14 protein-coding genes are annotated in these 17,891 nt (G+C 61.6%); 2 read left to right on the top strand and 12 right to left on the bottom strand.

What is annotated here, in order from left to right; all coding sequences use genetic code 11:
* Positions 1-310: 310 nt before the first annotated feature.
* The gene (locus AC1AYN_RS00730) at positions 311-1,501 is read left to right on the top strand and encodes an ATP-binding protein (protein ID WP_476531464.1); all 1,191 of its coding nucleotides are present in this window, start codon (positions 311-313) and stop codon (positions 1,499-1,501) included.
* Positions 1,502-1,733: 232 nt separating this feature from the next.
* Here AC1AYN_RS00730 and AC1AYN_RS00725 read toward each other — a convergent pair whose 3' ends face one another.
* From AC1AYN_RS00725 to AC1AYN_RS00675, 11 genes are all read right to left on the bottom strand, one after another.
* On the bottom strand, positions 1,734-3,284 hold the full coding sequence (locus AC1AYN_RS00725; protein WP_476531462.1) for a sugar transferase: 1,551 nt from the start codon (positions 3,282-3,284) through the stop codon (positions 1,734-1,736).
* A gap of 178 nt (positions 3,285-3,462) precedes the next feature.
* Positions 3,463-5,247, bottom strand: coding sequence for an ABC transporter ATP-binding protein (locus AC1AYN_RS00720; protein ID WP_476531460.1), 1,785 nt, complete (start codon positions 5,245-5,247; stop codon positions 3,463-3,465).
* 8 nt (positions 5,248-5,255) lie between these two features.
* On the bottom strand, positions 5,256-5,768 hold the full coding sequence (locus AC1AYN_RS00715) for a hypothetical protein (protein ID WP_476531458.1): 513 nt from the start codon (positions 5,766-5,768) through the stop codon (positions 5,256-5,258).
* 100 nt (positions 5,769-5,868) lie between these two features.
* Entirely contained in the window at positions 5,869-6,042 is a 174-nt protein-coding gene (locus AC1AYN_RS00710; RefSeq protein ID WP_476531456.1) for a hypothetical protein, read from the bottom strand.
* A 9-nt stretch (positions 6,043-6,051) separates the two neighbouring features.
* Entirely contained in the window at positions 6,052-7,353 is a 1,302-nt protein-coding gene (locus AC1AYN_RS00705) for a hypothetical protein (protein ID WP_476531455.1), read from the bottom strand.
* A gap of 211 nt (positions 7,354-7,564) precedes the next feature.
* Positions 7,565-8,365, bottom strand: coding sequence for a hypothetical protein (locus AC1AYN_RS00700; protein ID WP_476531453.1), 801 nt, complete (start codon positions 8,363-8,365; stop codon positions 7,565-7,567).
* Positions 8,366-8,528: 163 nt separating this feature from the next.
* Positions 8,529-8,936, bottom strand: a complete 408-nt coding sequence (locus AC1AYN_RS00695; protein ID WP_476502482.1) for a hypothetical protein — start codon at positions 8,934-8,936, stop codon at positions 8,529-8,531.
* 20 nt (positions 8,937-8,956) lie between these two features.
* Complete coding sequence (locus AC1AYN_RS00690; protein WP_476502483.1) at positions 8,957-9,130, bottom strand: hypothetical protein; 174 nt, start codon at positions 9,128-9,130, stop codon at positions 8,957-8,959.
* A 22-nt stretch (positions 9,131-9,152) separates the two neighbouring features.
* A complete protein-coding gene (locus tag AC1AYN_RS00685) occupies positions 9,153-11,153 on the bottom strand; it encodes an autotransporter outer membrane beta-barrel domain-containing protein (RefSeq protein ID WP_476531451.1) in 2,001 nt (666 codons plus the stop codon).
* 544 nt (positions 11,154-11,697) lie between these two features.
* A complete protein-coding gene (locus AC1AYN_RS00680; protein WP_476531449.1) occupies positions 11,698-11,865 on the bottom strand; it encodes a hypothetical protein in 168 nt (55 codons plus the stop codon).
* 58 nt (positions 11,866-11,923) lie between these two features.
* Positions 11,924-14,248, bottom strand: coding sequence for a hypothetical protein (locus tag AC1AYN_RS00675; protein WP_476531448.1), 2,325 nt, complete (start codon positions 14,246-14,248; stop codon positions 11,924-11,926).
* A gap of 414 nt (positions 14,249-14,662) precedes the next feature.
* On the opposite strand from AC1AYN_RS00675, the gene AC1AYN_RS00670 reads away from it, so the two are divergent.
* Positions 14,663-15,586: a hypothetical protein gene (locus AC1AYN_RS00670; protein ID WP_476531447.1), complete on the top strand. Its 924-nt coding sequence runs from the start codon at positions 14,663-14,665 to the stop codon at positions 15,584-15,586.
* Positions 15,587-16,174: 588 nt separating this feature from the next.
* Here AC1AYN_RS00670 and AC1AYN_RS00665 read toward each other — a convergent pair.
* Entirely contained in the window at positions 16,175-17,701 is a 1,527-nt protein-coding gene (locus AC1AYN_RS00665) for an Nramp family divalent metal transporter (protein ID WP_476531446.1), read from the bottom strand.
* Positions 17,702-17,891 lie beyond the last annotated feature (190 nt).

Raw genomic sequence — 17,891 nt, 5'->3', positions numbered from 1 at the left:
CTTTGCCCGTCATGTGCATTTCCACGCATAATCATGTCCACGTCAAGCTTGCCGAACATGCGAAGCCGCCGAATTCCGACAAAACCGCGATTGAAGATTCCCGAAAGAGGCTCTGTCCACATTGCCGGTACGGGTTGCGGCGCGGCGGCGAGAATCCATACGGTGGACCCATGGACACCAACAATCCTGCGATTCACGGCAAGCGGGCCGAAATCACGGGATTGTATGGCTGTTGAGTATTTTTGCTCAGTGACTGAGCAAAAATACTCAACAGCCATACAATTACAGCTACCAACAGGAAAGGAACGCTATGCGACAGTACGAACGCGGCCTCGTCAACAGCCTCGTCAGTCGGATGAACGAACCGAGACGATTCATACAGGTGGTAGTCGGACCCCGGCAAACCGGGAAAACCACCGCAGTACGCCAAGCTTTGAAAAAAAACGATCTGCCATATCGCTTCTCCCGCGCATCTCAGGAACTGACCATGTCCAGAGAATGGCTGCGCAGGGAATGGGACGAGGCCAGATTGCTCGCCATGCGGGACCGCAAACCCGTCGTGCTGGTGGTGGATGAGATTCAAATGATTCCCCAGTGGTCATCCATCGTCAAATCCCTATGGGATGAAGACACGGACAACGGCACCGATATACATGTCATTTTGACCGGTTCATCCGCATTGCTTCTGCAAAAGGGGCTGCGCGAGACCCTTACAGGACGGTTTGAGCTGCTCCGCTCACAGCAATGGGATTACGAGGAAGTCCGTGACGCGTTCGGCATGAGTCTGGACGAGTATCTGTATTTCGGCGGGTACCCGGGAGCCCTGCCGTTGCGCGACGACCAAGAACGATGGCTGTTGTACATGACCGATTCGATCATCAACCCCAGCATCCTCAATGACGTGATAGGTCTCGAACGAATCACCAAGCCCGCCCTGATGAAGGCATTGTTCTCATTGGGGGCGGCGTATTCCGCGCAGGAGATTTCCTATCGCAAAATCATGGGTCAACTCGACGATGCCGGCAACACCACCACCATCGCCCACTACCTTGATGTCCTGTCCGACGCAGGGCTACTCAGCGGTATTCAGAAATACAGCGACCAGGCCATCCGAAAGCGAGCATCGTCACCGCGTTTGGCCGTGCACGACACCTCATTGATGACTGCATCCTATGGGCCGAATCGCAGTCTGTTGCTGTCGGATCACACTAGACGGGGGCACCTCGTCGAAAGCGCCATTGGCGCATACCTGCTGAGACGTGCCGCACGGGAAGGTTTCGAGGTCAACTGGTGGCGCGACACCAGCAACCGTGAGGTCGATTTCGTCATCACCAGCGGAGCAAGCCGCACCGCCATCGAAGTGAAAAGCGGCCGTATCCGTAAGCTCGATGGCCTTGACGCATTCTGTAGCCGATATCCCGGCACTCACACCATTGTCGTCGGTTCATACGAGACACCGTTGGAGGATTTCCTTCTCGGGTCAATCCCTCTGTTCCGGTAGGCACAAACCGGGGCTCCGTCCACATTGTCGTACGGGTCGCGACGGGCCAACGAGACTCTCCCCCAGTCCGCTTCGCGGTCGGCCCCCTCGGCAGAGGGGGCCGACCTCATACGCACGCGCATACCGCGCCCCATGCGCACACACGCCGCACCACACCCGCACATAAACGAACGTGGGGCGGCCCGAACGGACCGCCCCACGCACAACCAACGCACGCACGCACGCGACTGACTCAGTACGCGCCCTTGTGGCTCAACACGGCGCCCACCGTGCGGAACATGAGCACGATGTCGCCCAGAATCGACCAGTTCTGCACGTACGCCACGTCGAGCGCCTCGCTCTCCTCGGCGGTCAGGTCGGAACGGCCGGACACCTGCCACGGGCCGGTGATGCCGGGCTTGACGAGCATGCGCGTCGCGTACAGCTTGTTGTAGCGCTCGTACTCCTCGGGCAGCGGCGGGCGCGGGCCCACGACGGACATGTCGCCCCTGAACACGTTGAGGAACTGCGGCAGCTCGTCGATGGAGAAGCGGCGGATGAAATGGCCCACCTTGGTGATGCGCGGATCGTCCTTCATCTTGAAGATGAAGCGGTCCTCCTGGCCGCTTTCCTCGGCGAGCTTCGCCTTGAGCTCGTCGGCGTTGGTCACCATGGAGCGGAACTTGAGCATGCGGAACGGCTTGCCGCGCAGGCCGATGCGCTCCTGCGAGTAGAACACGGGACCGCCATCGGTCACCTTGATGGCGATCGCGACGGGCAGCGTGATGATGAGCGAGCACAGGATCGCAAGCGTCGAGACGATCAGGTCGAACGCGCGCTTGACGATCGTGGTGGCGGGCCCGTACTGGGCGAGGCGCTGCGTGATGATCGTCGTGCCCTGGATGGAGCGCACCTGGATCTCATGGTTGGTGGTGTCGGCGGCGGAGGCGACGAGCGCGGTCTCGAGGCCGAGCGACTCCATGCGTACGGAGAAGATGTTGAAGTTGTCGGAGAAGCGGCGCAGCACATCGGTCACCATCACGGTCTGCGCGTTCATGCCGACCACGCGCTCGGCGAGCGAATGGTCGTCGTATTCGAGCACGGGCAGACGGGAACCCCAGTTGGCGAACACCTCGCGGTCGATCGCCTCGCGGTCATGGTCGGGGTGGATGGTGCCGGTCTCCTTGTCGAGGAGGATCGGGCACACGGCGACGGGCCTGTAGTTGAGCTGTTCCCTTCGGGCGAGGAACCGCAGCATGCGGCCGATGCCGTGCGGCGAACCGACGATCACGGTGCCGTACGCGTATCCGCCCTTCTGCCTGCTGCGCGTGATGACCAGTCGCGCGATGTAGCGTTCGATCATCGCGAACACCCACACGGGCAGGAGCAGCACGACCGTGGTGCTGAACCACACATCCACGTCAAGCACGTAGTTGATTGCGCACAGAATCACCCATGCCTGGATGGTGCCGAGGAACAGCAGCGAGTTGAGCTGGTATCCGTCGCCCATCACGTGGCGGTGGTAGACGCCCATCGTGTTGAGGCAGCCGACGTAGACGATCGCCGCGATGATGAGGTACACGGTCAGGTTGAGGTCGAAGCCGAAACGGTCGGAGACGAACCCGTCGGTCGGCTGCCACAGCATGATCACGGTGGTGGCGACGACGAGGAACACGGCCGCGTCGACGAGCGCCAACGCCAGGTTGACGAAGAAACGCCAGTACAGGACGCGCGTCAGCTGCAGCTGGCGGGTATCGGCGAGCTGTACCGGACCTCCGGCCGCTGGGGCGGCACTGGTTCCCACACCTGTTTGACCTGACAACACCACTGTCCGAACCTCGTTTTCCTTGTTCTCTCCCGGCATGACTCCGTCAGGAGATGCCACTGAGGCTCAGCTTAGCAGCACCATCTACCCAGTTTCCACACATCCCGTATTGCGGGCGGTGGCTGGGAAACGCCGGTGCCAAGTGTTCGCGACGAGTTCACTTTCCGGCAATGTTCCCTGTGTTCCCGGTGCTCTCGGTATTCCCGGCGTCTCCCGCTCCGAGTTCCACCACCGCGTCGCAGTACTCCAGCACCTCGGCTCTATGCGTGACGATGAGCACGGTGCGGTCGCGCAGCGCGCGGATGCGTTCGAGCATCGCGTGCTCGGTGGCGACGTCCAACGCGGACGTGGATTCGTCGAGGAGCAGCACGGGCGCGCCGCTGTAGAGCGCGCGTGCGACGGCGATGCGCTGCATCTGCCCTTCGGACAGTCCCGTGCCGTGTTCGCCGAGCAGGGTCGCGTAGCCGTCCGGCAGGTTCTCGACGAATCCTGCGGCGTCGGCGATCCGGCACGCCTCGCGCACGCGGTCGTCGTCGATGTGCGCCGGGTCGGGGTCGCGGTCGGCGAACGCGACGACCTCGCGGATCGTTCCGGACATCAGATTGTTGCCTTGCGGCACGTACGCGAAGAAGCCGTGCGGCACGTCGCCGGGCGCGACGAGGCCGCCCGTATCGTCGCGCACGCCGATTGCGCCCTGCTGCGGCGCGTAGGCGCCGAGCAGGAGCTTCATCACCGTGCTTTTGCCGATGCCGGAACGTCCGGTGAACGCCACGAAGTCGCCTTTGCGGATGAGACAGGAGAAGTCGCGGAGCACCTGGTTGCGTCCGTACGTGAAGTCGACGTGGTCGAAGCTGAGGCCGCGTGCGCGCGCGTACAGGTCGCGCGCGTCGCCGGCCTCGCGCGGCGCCGGTGCGTGCGCACCGTGCGCGTCGCGCGTCGTGAGGTCCGTCACGTCGCGCGTCGCATCGTCGCCGACTTCGATGAGCCGTTCCGCGCTGGCGAGCATCGCCGCGTGCTGCGGGAACATGCCGCCCATCATCGCGAACGGCGATTGGATCTGCCCGATGAGCTGGATGACGGCCATCATCGTGCCGTAGCTCAGCGTGCCGTGCAGGATGCCGAAACCGCACCAGACGAATCCGATGAGATAACCGAGGTTCATCGCGGATGACAGGCCGGTGCTCGCCACGGCGGTGACGGTGACGCGGCGCATGCGCGCACGCCGATGCGCGTCCATGCGCCGCCCGGCGAGCGTCTCCACCTTGCCGCCGACGCCGAACGCGCGGATCACGAGCAGGGATTCGAGCGCCTCCTGCATGTACGAGCGGACGCGGCCGCCCGCCTCCTGCACGCGCTTGTGGAGGCGTTTGAGCAGGCCGCGAAGCAGGAAGGACGCGGACGCCATCACGCATCCGGCGACGAGGAACAGCGCGGTGAGCAGCGGCGCGAGCACGATCATCACGGCGACGACGCCGACGATGCGGATCGCCATCGACACGGCGTTGGGCACAAGCGATGTGACCGCACCGGAGACGACGGTCACGTCGGAGGTGAGGCGGTTCATGAGTTCGCCGGAATGGTACCGCTGCGTGCGGGCGAGCGGCGCGTCGAGGATGCCGGCGAACACGTGCGCGCGCATGCGGTTGTCCATCGTGGCGCGGGCGCGTTCGGCGACCATGACGTTGGCGGCACGCAACGTGATCTGGATGATGATGGCGACGCCGAACGTCAGCGCCTCGCGGATGAACGCGGATTCGTCATGGGCGACGGCCGCATCGATCGCGCCGCGCATCATCAGCGCGTATCCGACGGCGATGGCCGCCATCGCGGCCTGAAGCACGCACAGCGCGGCGACGAGAAGCGACGAACGGCCGTAGACGCCGAGCAGCCAGCGGTAGACGCGCCACGTGGGGGTGGCGGAGGTCGCCTTGTGACGGGCCATGTGCGGGATCAGTAGTCGCCGGTCCATCCGCCGTCTCCGCCGTCGGTGGTGCCGGACGAGCCGGAGGTGCCGTTGTTCGTATTGCCGCTGCCGCTGGTGCTGCTGCCGTTGTCGCCGAACAGCTGGGACGTGTCGGCGGAGTTATCCTCCCCCGCGTCCGGGTCGGCGGTGGAACCGTTGCCGCCCGTGGTGGAGCTGCCGTTGCCGGAACCAGTGCTGCTGGAACCGGCGCCGCCATCGGTACTGCTGGTGTTGCCGGAGCCATCGGTAGTGGTGGTGTTCTTGGACTTCGACGTGGAATCAGTGCCGGACTGCTGGCTCGTGCCGTTCGAGACGGTGGTCACGTCGCCGGGGCGACCGGTGTGCGAGGTCGCGAAGGCGAACAGTCCCGCCGCGATGGCGACGGCGCAGACGGCGACGATCGCCAGCACGATCACACGTTTGCGGGAGCCGTGCGTGGCGTGCTCCGCTTTCTCGTGGGAATTCCCGGAATCATACGTTCCGGATTCGGGTTGCGTCATCGTTGCTCTCCTTGATGATTGATGGCGATTAGCGCGGGACATGCGAAAGGCGGGGAGCACAAGCCTCGCTCGCGCTCCCCGCCTCAGGGGACGTCAGTCGTCACGCGGTGGGCGTGACGGACGGGTCGACGGCCGTCGGATCGGTCTGCGTCGTCGGGCAGCCGGGGGCCGGATTGAACGGATCGCAGCCCTGGTTGTCGCTCGTGGTGATGACATCAAGGCCGGTGAACATCGTGGCGTGCAGCCACGGCTTCTCGTATTGCATCTTTTCCATGATCATGCCTCACTTGGTCGTGTTGGTAGCTTTCTTGTACGCATCCTGAAGGGCCTGAGCGTAGTCCTTGTCCTTCTGGGAGGCGCTCTGGTCAGCGAGGATGGCGTTGGCCACCTGGTTGACCGAACGGTACTGGACGCCGTCCTCCACACGGGCGGTGGTGCCTTCCACGGTCTTGAACTGGACATAGAACCGCGACACCACCTGACGGTCGTAGTTCTTCGCCGCGATGGAGGGAAGCACCAGGCTCGTGGAGTACGAACCGTCAGCGGAAACGGTGTAGTTCTTGCCGGCCAAGGTCAGCGGGAGACGCTTCGAAGCATCGTACGTCTCGCCGGTGCCGTAGTCCCAGCCCCACGCGTAATCGCTGAAGCTCTTCAGCTCGTTCAGACGGTAACGGAAGCGGAGATCGGTGGTCGCGGCGTTGCCGTTGTTCGAGTTGCGCAGGGAGGTGCCGTTGAACGCGAAGAAGTCGGACGTCTGCGGGACGACCACGAACTTGGAGGCGTTGACGCTGCCGGCATCGGTCACGGCATTGACGGACTGGTAGCCGTCCTTCACGTAGGACTTCGTGCCCCACTTGTCGCCGTTCGCCGGGTTGGCGTACGCGTTGTTGACCCAGTCGGTGCCGTCGAACGTACCGCCGGAAACGGAGTAGCGGACGATGCCCTTGGCGGTATCCGCATCGTTCTGGTCGAGCAGACGCTTGGAGCTCGCATCACCAGTGCTCTTGAAGGTACCGCCGTTGATGGTCACCTGGACATCGCTGTTGCCTTCGGTGGCATCGTCGACCTTGATGGCGTAGGCGACGCTCTCATCGGCCTTGGTGGCGCTCTTCCACGTCGTCAGACCGTCGAAGTTGCCGCTTTCGATGGTCAGCTTCGCGGTATCGTTCACCTGGACCGCCGGGCCACCGGTGACGGTGCCCTTCTCGTTGGCGGACGTGTCCTTGATGGTCAAGGCGCCGTTCGCACCGCCGACGGCGAGCGCCGGGGTCCCCGCGGACGCGGTGATGTTGTATCCGTTCAGGTTCAGGTCGATGGCCTTGTTGTTCAGGTAGACTTGGTCCGTCTCGACGCTCTTCTGCAACGTAACGGTGGAGTTGCCACCCCATGCCGCGGAGACGGCTTCCTGCAACGTACCGTAGCTGCCGATCTCGTCACCGTTGTCGTTGCGGGTGACCGTAGCCACAGGTTCAGCAGTATTGTCACCATCCGCGGCGTAGGCGGCCGGGGCGGCGGCGAACAGGGCCGCCACCATGGCGAGGCCGGCTACCGCGCCGATTCCCTTCTTCATGTTCTTCACTGTCATCTTTCACCTTCGTTCTCGGTCAGTCATTCTGCCGATTCATCGTGGGAATCACGGTGCATGTCCTACACTGCACGGGCGTCCATCGTTCTTCCTCTACCGGGGAGTCTAACACCCACCCGTTAACAAGGGAACAGCCATGCACCCGAATCGTCCACAGGCTGACATCGTTCGCCAATCTGTGTCGTCCGTCGGCTACGCCGCGCGCCGACCGTCACTCGCCGCCGAGGAGCGCGCCGGAACTGGCGCGGACGGCGGCATCGCTGATCGTGCAGGAGAGACGGTAGACGGGCACGGCGGCGAGCAGCACGTCGAGTAGACCGAGCGTGCCGAGCGCGGCCGCCGGGTCGGCGGGCATGTAGGTCTGCCGCGCGACGTACGGCAGCGACGTGGCGGTGTCGAGACGCACGCACGTGTTCGCCACGCCGTCGTCGTCGAGGAAACGGACCGGCGCGGCGTCGGCGGGCATCGCCGCCGCGCCGCGGTCCGCCTCGTTCACCGGGCCGCCGCCGGTGGCGCGCGTCACGACGCAGATGCCGGCGAGAGGCGCACCCACGTTGCGCTGCCAGCCTTCCTTGCCCGCCCACGGCGTGCCATACGCGATGACGCGCGGCGTCGCGGTGCCAGCGTCGCCGCCGCGTTCGATGCGCAGGATCGGTTTGTCGCCGTTGATGATCTGCACGCGGTCGCCGAACACGCGTCGCCACAGACTGATGTGCGTGCTTTTGCCGGTGCCGCTGGGCGCGGTGAAGATGTATGCGCGTCCGTCCATCGCGATGGTCGCGCCATGGAAGACGAGCCGGTCGTGCAGGGGCGCGTATTCGGCGATCCTGCGGAATACGGCGAGGGTTTCGAGATAGTCGTCGCGCCAGTCGCCGGGATCACCGACGGTGCGCTCATGGTCGATATCCGATTGCGTGGTGACGATGGCGAGGTCGGCCGACGCGGCGTCGCGTGCGAACCCGTGCGATTCGATGAGATAGTCGGCGGCCTGACGGCGGATCCGATCATGCATCGACCGCACCGCCACCGTCACCCCAGCCACCCGCATACAAAATTCACTCACCCCCGCATTCTACGGCACCACAGCCTCAAATACGCAAAGGCCCCCTCTGACGAGGGGGCTCCCGGCGGAGCCGGGTGGGGGAGAGACAGGCCGGGACGCACCCAGCCGCCTCTTAATTCCCACTCAGCTCATAAATCGGCCCATAATTATCCGAATCCGAATCCGGATGCTCGGCCGGCGTCATCCCCTGCGAGGAGGAGCCGTCACCGGACGAATCCCCGCTGGAATCCTGCGAATCGGACCCGTCGGAGTTCTCCAGTTCGGAGAAGTCCAACGTGGGTTCGCCGCTGTCGGAGTTGCCGGAGCCGGATTTCGACTTCGACGTGGACTCCTTGTTGACGCTGGTGCTCGTACCGGAGGTACCGGTGTTGCCGTTCGTCTTGTTCCCGGAGGAGACGGCGAACGCGGCGATCGCCGCGACCACGACGATGATGACGATGGCCGCGACGATCGCGATGACCCGCTTGCGCGGGAAGGCAGAGGACGACGCAGAAGCGCCGTGTCCGTCATGCTGAGGCATACTACCGAACTCCTACCGCCTCAGTTGAGGGTGCTGGCACCGGAGAGGTCACCGAAGTCGATGTCGCCGCCACCGTTATCAGTGCTGCACTCGGGATCATCCGGGCTTTCGCAACCAGTCATGTTGGAGTCGCAGACGATATCGGTGCCGGACACCAGAATGGCTTCCAGTTCAGGCTTCTCATATTCCTTCATGATCTTCTTCTTTCCTCATCAATCATTCGGCAGTGGCAGTGGGCACGGTCACCGTTTGGGCGGCGCCTCTGACGGCAGTACCGTCAAGCGTACGCCACTGCGGAATCACAGTAAACGTGGTACCGGCCGGAACACCTGTAATGACAGCGGTGGTGAGATACCTTGCGTCACCCTGATTGAGTTTCGTATAACCGCTATCGCTTCCATACTTAGGATTACCAGCAGTCGTGTACGAGACATCCTCACCTGCCGCGTCCGTTCCCTTCACGTAGTTGTAGACCTTCTTCTTCGTATCAAGCACGATGCTCTTCTTGCCCGACTTGATGATGAAGAGGAAGGATCCGTAATTGTAACTGTCGAGACCGGAAATCAGACGGACATCACGCTTGCCGTCAACAGGCTTGGAGAACTGCGCGTGGGTGGTGATTGTACCATCCCCGACGAAGTGCGAATACAGGGAACCCGAATAGGCGGTTCTACTCACGACGATGCCGGTGCCAGGCACCACGCCCTCAAAACCAGCGGCCGTGGGATCCCACACGTGGTGCTTCGTACCGTCCACAGAATTCTGGACTTCATCTTCCGTCTTAAACGCGGACTGGCTGGTGTACCAGCCGGCGAACAGCTTGCCGGTCACGGTCGGCGCGGTGCTATCAAGCTGTCGAGTACCGACCCACGGCCTGCCATACAGGGTGACGGTACCGGTGGTGGTGCCGTTTGCAGCCGTGAACGGAGCCGCGCTCGTACCGGAGGTGAGGACCTTCCGGCCGTAGATGGCCTTGGTGGTGGCGGCCGAAGCGAGCGCGGTCATCGTCTCGCCATTGTTCGTGTAGGTGGTGTCCAGCTTGGTGCGCTTGGAATCGTTGACGAGATTGCCAAGCTGCTCCAGCAGATTATCACTCTGAGAAGCATCGCCGAGCCACAAGTTGTATTCACTCTCATCCGCGGAAGACGTGGCAGTGGCAGCCGGATTCACATTTGCGGAGAAGGTGTTGCCACTCTGCTGCGCCTGCCCGATGTAGTACTCCTTGCTGCTGCCTTCACCAATCTGCAAGCTTCCCTGCTCCTGAGCGAGGATGTTCACCGCGGAACCGGACTCCGAAGCAATGGCATTGCCGTTCTTGTTGTCATCGCTGATGCTGCCACCAACGATATTCGCCGTAGCACCCTTGCCCAAGACCAGAGCATTGTTGCTTTTATTGGCGGAATAGGAGCCGTTCGAGATATTGATGGTCGAAGCAACGCCGGAATCGGAGTAGACGGCGGCGTCGCGACCCCATACAGTCGGATACGTGGTGCCACGCTCTGTCGTAAGAAGGTCCTTAATAACCTCATCGACTGCGTTGATCAATTCATCAACAAGCCAAATGCCTGTACGAGTTAAATTGATTTTAATATCAAGACCCAAGTTATCCGTACGTTCATAATATCCCGAGCTATTCAGATTAACGGTAGAACCGCCTTGCGTGACACGAATTGCATACTGCTTCGTGTTCGCTCCACTAGCCCCAGATACCACATGAGAGTTACCGGTCAAGTCAAAATCTCCACCATCAACCGTAATCGCACTAGGGATACCAGCGTAATTACGAAGACCAGTAAGACCAGCCACATTCAAGAGGTTGATTCCAGCAAGATTGACATCGTCAAGAACGACTTTTCCAGCCAAGGTCAAAGAAGTGCCATCAGGAATCGAAAAAACAACATTACGCAAAATAGCAGTATCAGCAGCCGTAATCGTTAACGACGTCGAAACTCCATCATGCCCCAGTTTGTACGATGCCGGTTCCGCATATCCGTCATAGCTTGTTACACCAGCGCTTAATAGAGTATGCTCACTTGTCTCGTTAAACTTAATGACATTTGAATCAGTTATAAATATTTCTGAATTGCCATTTGTGATGCAAGTGTTAAAAGACTTTTGGTCATATGCCGGGCACGAATTTGTATCCGCGGCGTTGGCGGGGGCTATGGCGATGGTGGAGAGGACCATCGCGGCGGCGGCCACGATCGCCGCGGCCACGCCACCCCTCATATGTAGATTCCTCATGATTGCTCTCTTCCCGACGCGGCATGATCCGCCGCGTCTGCAACTTCATCGGCGGATGCCGGTGTGGTGGCCGCGCTTCCTACACGTGTCCTCTGCGGCATCCCCTGTCATTCAACGCAACCCTCCCCCTCGCCGAATAGTGGGACCATGTCCACGAATCCGGGTGGATATCGCACGTCATCATGCCGGAATCCGCCCGGAAGCACGGTGCGCGTATTTGGTCAATCACTACAAAATCGTTGCAATACCGGGCTTTCCCGGCCATATCGCACGCAAACGTTTGCTATTCATCAAGAATTAACCGTAGGCGAAACGCCGACGGCCACCGTCGGGCGTCATCGCACGAAAACGGCATCATCGATGCACCATCGTGATCGTCACGGAGCAACGGCGCCATCGCCGCGAAAACGCACGCGGGGTGCGGCGACGTGACCACTCACGTCGCCGCACCCCGCTTACGGCACCAAGGCCGGCTATCGTGTCACGCCCGTCAACTCATGGGCGTGACACGTACGGTTCAGGACAGATCACCCCAGTCGAGGTCGCCGCTGCCGTCGCCGTCGCCCCAGTCGATGCCGCCGTTATCGCCGCCAGCGTCACCACCACCGCCCATGTTCGAATCGCACACGATGTCGGTGCCGACCAGCTGGATAATCTCCAGTTCCGGCTTCTCATAAGGCTTCATATTCGTTTCCTTTTGTTGGTATTTCTACTTTGCTTGTTTGCAGTTGTCGGATTATGACTCACTCGATGGTGAGCTTGCCGTCCTGGCTCAGGGTGACCGTCTGACGGGCGCCCTTGACGACCGTGCCGTCAAGCGTCGTCCACTTCGGAACGACGGTGAACGTCGAACCAAGCGGCACATTCGAAATGACGCCGGTCGCCAGATAGCGGGCCTGGTCCTGAGCGGCCTTCGCCGTGTACGTCGGCGTCTTCGACGTGTCTTTATGGTCGTCGATATACGCCGGGTTCAGAGCGAACGCCTTCTTCTCGCCGTTCTCCGTCACATAGTCGTAGGCGGTGTGACTGTACAGGCCCTTGATCGAACCCTTGTAGGTCACCGCGAACGTGACGCCCTTGAAGTTGTAGCTGTCCAAGCCGGCCAGCAGACGCACATTGCGATAGCCGTCACCCTTGCTGGCGGACGCAGTCTGACCAGTCACCTTGATGGTCTTAGACCCGACGAAGTGCGGGTAGAGAGAACCGGAGTAGCTGCTCTTGTCCAGAACGATCGTGTCGTTCCAAGACTTGGAGCCCGCATCCCACACGTGATGCTTCGGCTTGTTGCCAGTGGAACCGCTGTTCAGGGACGAGCCCTGGATGCCATCCTCCGTATCGAACGCGGTCTTGCTGGTATACCAGCCGGCGAACAGCTTGCCGGTCTGCTGCGGCGCGGAGTCACCCGGCGTGTACGTGCCGGTCCACGGCACACCATACAGGGTGACGGTGCCGCCGACCTTGGTCTTGTCCTTGGAGATGTTCACCGTCTGGAACGGACTGACGCTCGTGGAACCGTCGGAGATGACCTTACGCCCGTAAATCGCCTGGTTGGTGGCATCCGCATAGTCGGCGGTGAGCTTGCCATCCTTGTAGGTGGAATCATTCAGCTTGGCAGCGGCCGGAGTGGAGCCCGCGGTCTCGGCGGCCAGCAGGTTCCCAAGCTGGGTGAGCGCGTTGTCACTAGACTGCGCGCCGCTGGTCCACAGCTCATAGTTGTCGGTGCCGGCCGGATCGTTCAGCGTGGTGGACGCAGTAGAGTTCACCTGAGCGGCAAACGTGTTGTCGGCCTGCTTCTGCACCTGCCCAATCCAATAGTTGCCGTTCGCAGTGATGTTCGCGTCACCCTGCTTGGAAGCAAGGATGTTCACCTTGGAGTTCTGCTCGGACTCGATAACCTTCGGAGCATCGGTATGCAACGTATCCTGCACATGGCCGGCCACGATGTTCGCCGTAGCCGCACCACGAAGCTCCAACGCCCAGCTATCAGTCGAGGCTGCATGCGCATCGTCATCATTTTCTTTAGCTGGATCGAGTGTGGCACTTGAATTGTAAAGATTCAAAGTACCAGTGGTGCCAGAACCGTTATGGTTAGAATCAACACCGTTACCGATTTTGACGTTCGTAATGTCCACATTATTGCTACCAATAATATTCACCGTAGCAGATGAAGAGACAGCACCATTAAGGACATTGCCTTCAGACTTGGCCGCAGAGTCCTTCTGGTTGCCATAAGAGCCATTACTAATGTTAATTTGCGCATCGAACACACGCGGAGCGGAATACACGGCAGCATCGCGACCCCACACCGTAGGATATGCAGCCTTACGGCTAATAGACAAAACACTCAGCAAATCCTTAAGAAGGGCATTGATAGATGGAATGATATCCAAATTAACATCCAACACCTGAAGTTTGCTTTGGCGATCATACTGCCCACTACTGGACAGGTTAACCTGAGACTGGTTTTCAGAAATAAGAATCGCTCGGTTACCCTTCGTCACAGTATCAGATCCAACAGCAATTCTAGCATGATCAGTCAGATTAAAAACGCCACCAGAAACCTTGACACCATATTCAATACCATCAAAGATGTGCCCGATACCGAGAATTCCCAGAACTTTCAGATGAAGCAAATCATAACCAGACAGATTAACATCATCAACAACAATGTCTCCGCCAATGGTGAGATTCGCATTTGAAGACACATCAAACTGCACATTGCGAAGAATGGTTTCCGTATCAGCAGTAATCTTCACTGGATGATTTGCCGGAGCCACCACAGAAACAGGAGAACCATAGACCTCCTGACCTCCCAAGTTCAGCAACGGCTTATCATAGTTAAATCGCATAATACCGTCGGAGTCACCAGTCACCTTGACCGTATCGCAGGAACCGCCCTCGACTTGGGTCTTGAAATCCTCGGGCGTGGACACCGCGCAGACTTTGCCGGCATCCATATCCGTGCTGTCCGCGGCATAGGCCGGGGCGATGGCGATGGTGGAGAGGACCATCGCGGCGGCGGCCACGATCGCCGCGGCGACGCCACCTCTCGTTCGTAGGTTCTTCATGTTCTTCCTCCTCATGGCGCGGACCATACGAATCGTCCGCACCTGATACTTCATTGGCGGACGCCTCGCGTCATGGCACCGTCGCGGCAACCTCCAGCCGGGACCGGTGCTATATCACTGTGGCGCCCCACGGGAATCGAAAATAGTGCATCCGCGCGAAATGCCGACCCGCACGCCCGCTCCTCGGCAATGCCGCCACCTGCCGGACACCATCTCACATAATCGGACAATCACGCATCGAACCGTTGCAATGCCAACGTTCCCATGCATCATCGCTCCCATCGCGCACCCCACCTGCCAATCACGAAACGCCGAAAACCCGATACTTCCGCAAATGTGAAGATTCGCGGGGGCTCCGACCACATCGTCGCGCACGCTTGCACCGCACTCCCCCGCGTCGTTACCGTCGAACCCATGAACGGAACGGACCACACCATTGCAGGCGGCACGGCGACGACCATGACGGACGGTCTCGTGCAACGGCGGCGCGACGCCGTACGCCGCTGCACCGAAGCGGCGACGGCGGCCGGCCGCCAACTGATGTTCGGCATGACCACCTCGCTCATGCTCCAATCCGTGCCGATTCCCGCCACATGCGACCTCGACACGTCACTCCTCCACACCGTGTCCAGCACCAAACAACGCCGCACACGCAAACGCGGCATCCCGACGCAACCACACGTCTGGCGGGCGCTCGGCGACGCCGAACCGGTGCGCATCAACCGACACGTCTACGCGCTGGACCTGACGCACACGTGGGCGCAACTCGCGCCGCACCTGCCGTTCGAGGAACTAATCGCGCTCGGCGACGCGATCGTCACCGCGATCGCACGGCAATCCTCATTACATCACGGACGCACCGCGACACAGATACGCGACGGCCTCGCCACGTTCGCCGCGGAACTGCCGACGTTCCGGGGCAAACGCGCGTGCATCGCGGCAGGCCGACACATCATGGCCGGCGTGGATTCGCCTATGGAGACCCGCAACCGGCTCGCCCTAATACGGCATGGCATCCCGCGCCCGGTCACGGGATACACGGTGCCCGGCATGGTGTTCGCCAGCGGCGCGCCGATGACGCTCGACATGGCGTGGCCGGAACAGCGCGTGGCCGTCGAATACGACGGCGACCAGCATCGCACCGATAAAGTCCAATGGCGGCGCGACAGCGAGAAACGCGACCGACTGCTCAGCCACGGGTGGATCATCCGCATCGCTACGGGAGCGACGATGGCCAACGCCGATGCGCGGGCCGAGCACGCGTTCGCAGTGGCACGATCGCTGATGCTGCGCGGAGCCGAGTTCACGTTTCACCCGGTGGAGCAGCCGCTACGGTGAGGTGCCGGTGCAGGTGCAGGTGGATGCTGGTGTGGGGTGAGGGCTGGTGTGGGGTGAGGGTGAAGCGCTGAGGTGAGCGGGTGTGCTGAGATGAGTGGGCATGAATGATGGCTGGGGCTATGACCTGCTTTTCGAATGAGGACCTGTCGAGCATCCAGCCAGGCTCGGCTTGCCCTTCGGCGCAGAATAGCCATGATCCGTCGTCGAGGGACAACGATTCCTGCCCCTCGATGGAGATTACGGGTGATTCGGCACCGAGGGGCAAGCCCCAAACACCATGGCCTGTGAAGGAGAGCCAAGAACCGTTGGAAAATGGCGGTTTTTGAAATCACGATTCCGCAGGCCTCGCGGAATCCATGCCCCTCGACGCGGAATATGCCTGATTTCTCGTCGAGGGGCAGGATTTCTTGCCCCTCGATACGCATGGAGCCCGATTCGACGTCGAGGGGCAGAAATTCTTGTCCCTCGGCGCGGATAATCCTCCATTCCTCATCGAGGGGCACGGACCGTCATCCGGTTCTTGCCCCTCGATGCGGTTTCCGAATGATTCCAAGCCGAGGGGCTCATGAAAGGGGCCAGCCCACCCCGCTACGCCACACCCAGCAGTGTGAGCACGATGAGCAGCACGTTGAGCGCGACGATCAGCGCGGCGACGGCGATGAACACCGCGTGCTTGATCGGGCCGTCCACGTACTCGCCCATCAGCTTCCGGTCGTGCGTGTAGCGCAGGAGCGGGATGATCGCGAACGGGATGCCGATCGAAAGGATCACCTGGCCGATGACCAGCGCCTCGGTCGGATTCGGCGCGAACCACAGCACGATCAGGCCCGGCACGAGCGTGACCACGCGGCACGCCCACATCGGTGCCTTGATGCGCAGCAGCCCGTGCATGATCTCCGAGCCCGCGTAGGTGCCGACCGACGTGGAACTCAGCGACGAGGCGAGCAGTCCGATCGAGAAGATCGTGCCGATCACCGGGCCGAGCACGCTCACGATCGCATGCTGCGCGCCTTCGATCGAATCGGTGCCGGTCATGCCGTGCAACGAGTTCGCGGCGAGGATCAGCAGCGCGAGGTTCACGGTGCCGGCGAGCACGAGCGCCCAGAACACGTCGATCTTCGACCCGTGCAGCAGCTCGCGCGTGGTGGGGCGTTCCTCGCCGCCCGCGTAATGGTCGTTGACCAATGTCGAATGCAGGTAGATCGCGTGCGGCATGACGGTCGCGCCGAGCATCGAGGCGGCCATCAGCACGGAATCACGGTTCGAGAAGCGCGGGATCAGACCGCCGAGCACGTCGGCCGGCGCGGGAGGCGCGATGAACAGCCCTGCGATGAACCCGAACGTGATGACCAGCAGCAGCGCGATCACCATCTTCTCGAACAGACGATGCGTGCGCCCGCCCTCGAACATGAGCAGCACGGTGGAGACCGCGCCGATCACGACACCTCCCGCGAACAGCGGCAAGCCGAACAGCAGGTTCAGCGCGATCGCCCCGCCGATGAGCTCGGCCAGATCGGTGGCGATGGCGATGACCTCCGCCTGCATGAAGAACATGAAGCGCCCGGCGTCGCTCATGCGCGAGCCGAGCAGCTCGGGCAGCGAGCGCCCGGTGACGATGCCGAGCTTCGCGGACTGGTATTGGATGAGCACGCTCATCGCGTTCGCGACGACCAGCACCCACATGAGCATGTACCCGTAGCGTGCGCCGGAGGTCACGTTCGCGGCCACGTTGCCCGGGTCCACGTAGGCGACGGCCGCCACGAACGCGGGGCCGAGGATGCTCGCCAGCGAGTGCCCGTGCCGTACGACGCCGGCCTCGTGGCGCGCCCGCTGACGTTCCTTTTCAAGTTCGGAGGCGACGCGTTCCGGTCCGCCGGCCTTCACATAGTCGCGATGCTTGTCGACGCTGTGCCGGCGGCCGTAGCCTTTGCCGGCCGCGGTGTCGGGCGTGGCGCGCACCGCATGCCCGCGTCCGTAGCCGCGTCCCTGCCGCCGCGCGTTCGCGACGGTCGGATCGTTCGTCGCCGCCGCGCCGCTCACCACGCGATCGTCGTTCAGCGCCTTGTGCGCCGCATCACCACGCATCGCATCGTCGCGCACTGCGTCACCACGCATCGTATCGCCACGCGCTTCATCATTATTCTCATCATTCTCAACACCGGTATCCTGCACTTGCCGCACTCCCCCTCGCGATTACCGTATGATCACCGCATAATCACCGCACACCGGTATAGCGCACCCATGTTGCGCGTCGCAACCCGCCGGCCATCCCGCCTGCCGCCCCACGCCAAACCAATCTTCCTCA

The sequence above is a fragment of the Bifidobacterium sp. LH_413 genome, assembly GCF_056357015.1.
This window is presented reverse-complemented; position numbering and strand designations above follow the sequence as displayed.

Coding starts and splice junctions, on each gene's coding strand:
- AC1AYN_RS00690 (WP_476502483.1), bottom strand. CDS start 9,130: ATGAAGGAATATGAGAAGCCTGAACTGGAAGCCATTCTGGTGTCCGGC.
- AC1AYN_RS00730 (WP_476531464.1), top strand. CDS start 311: ATGCGACAGTACGAACGCGGCCTCGTCAACAGCCTCGTCAGTCGGATG.
- AC1AYN_RS00710 (WP_476531456.1), bottom strand. CDS start 6,042: ATGGAAAAGATGCAATACGAGAAGCCGTGGCTGCACGCCACGATGTTC.
- AC1AYN_RS00670 (WP_476531447.1), top strand. CDS start 14,663: ATGAACGGAACGGACCACACCATTGCAGGCGGCACGGCGACGACCATG.
- AC1AYN_RS00715 (WP_476531458.1), bottom strand. CDS start 5,768: ATGACGCAACCCGAATCCGGAACGTATGATTCCGGGAATTCCCACGAG.
- AC1AYN_RS00675 (WP_476531448.1), bottom strand. CDS start 14,248: ATGAAGAACCTACGAACGAGAGGTGGCGTCGCCGCGGCGATCGTGGCC.
- AC1AYN_RS00665 (WP_476531446.1), bottom strand. CDS start 17,701: ATGCGTGGTGACGCAGTGCGCGACGATGCGATGCGTGGTGATGCGGCG.
- AC1AYN_RS00680 (WP_476531449.1), bottom strand. CDS start 11,865: ATGAAGCCTTATGAGAAGCCGGAACTGGAGATTATCCAGCTGGTCGGC.
- AC1AYN_RS00720 (WP_476531460.1), bottom strand. CDS start 5,247: ATGGCCCGTCACAAGGCGACCTCCGCCACCCCCACGTGGCGCGTCTAC.
- AC1AYN_RS00705 (WP_476531455.1), bottom strand. CDS start 7,353: ATGACAGTGAAGAACATGAAGAAGGGAATCGGCGCGGTAGCCGGCCTC.
- AC1AYN_RS00695 (WP_476502482.1), bottom strand. CDS start 8,936: ATGCCTCAGCATGACGGACACGGCGCTTCTGCGTCGTCCTCTGCCTTC.
- AC1AYN_RS00700 (WP_476531453.1), bottom strand. CDS start 8,365: ATGCATGATCGGATCCGCCGTCAGGCCGCCGACTATCTCATCGAATCG.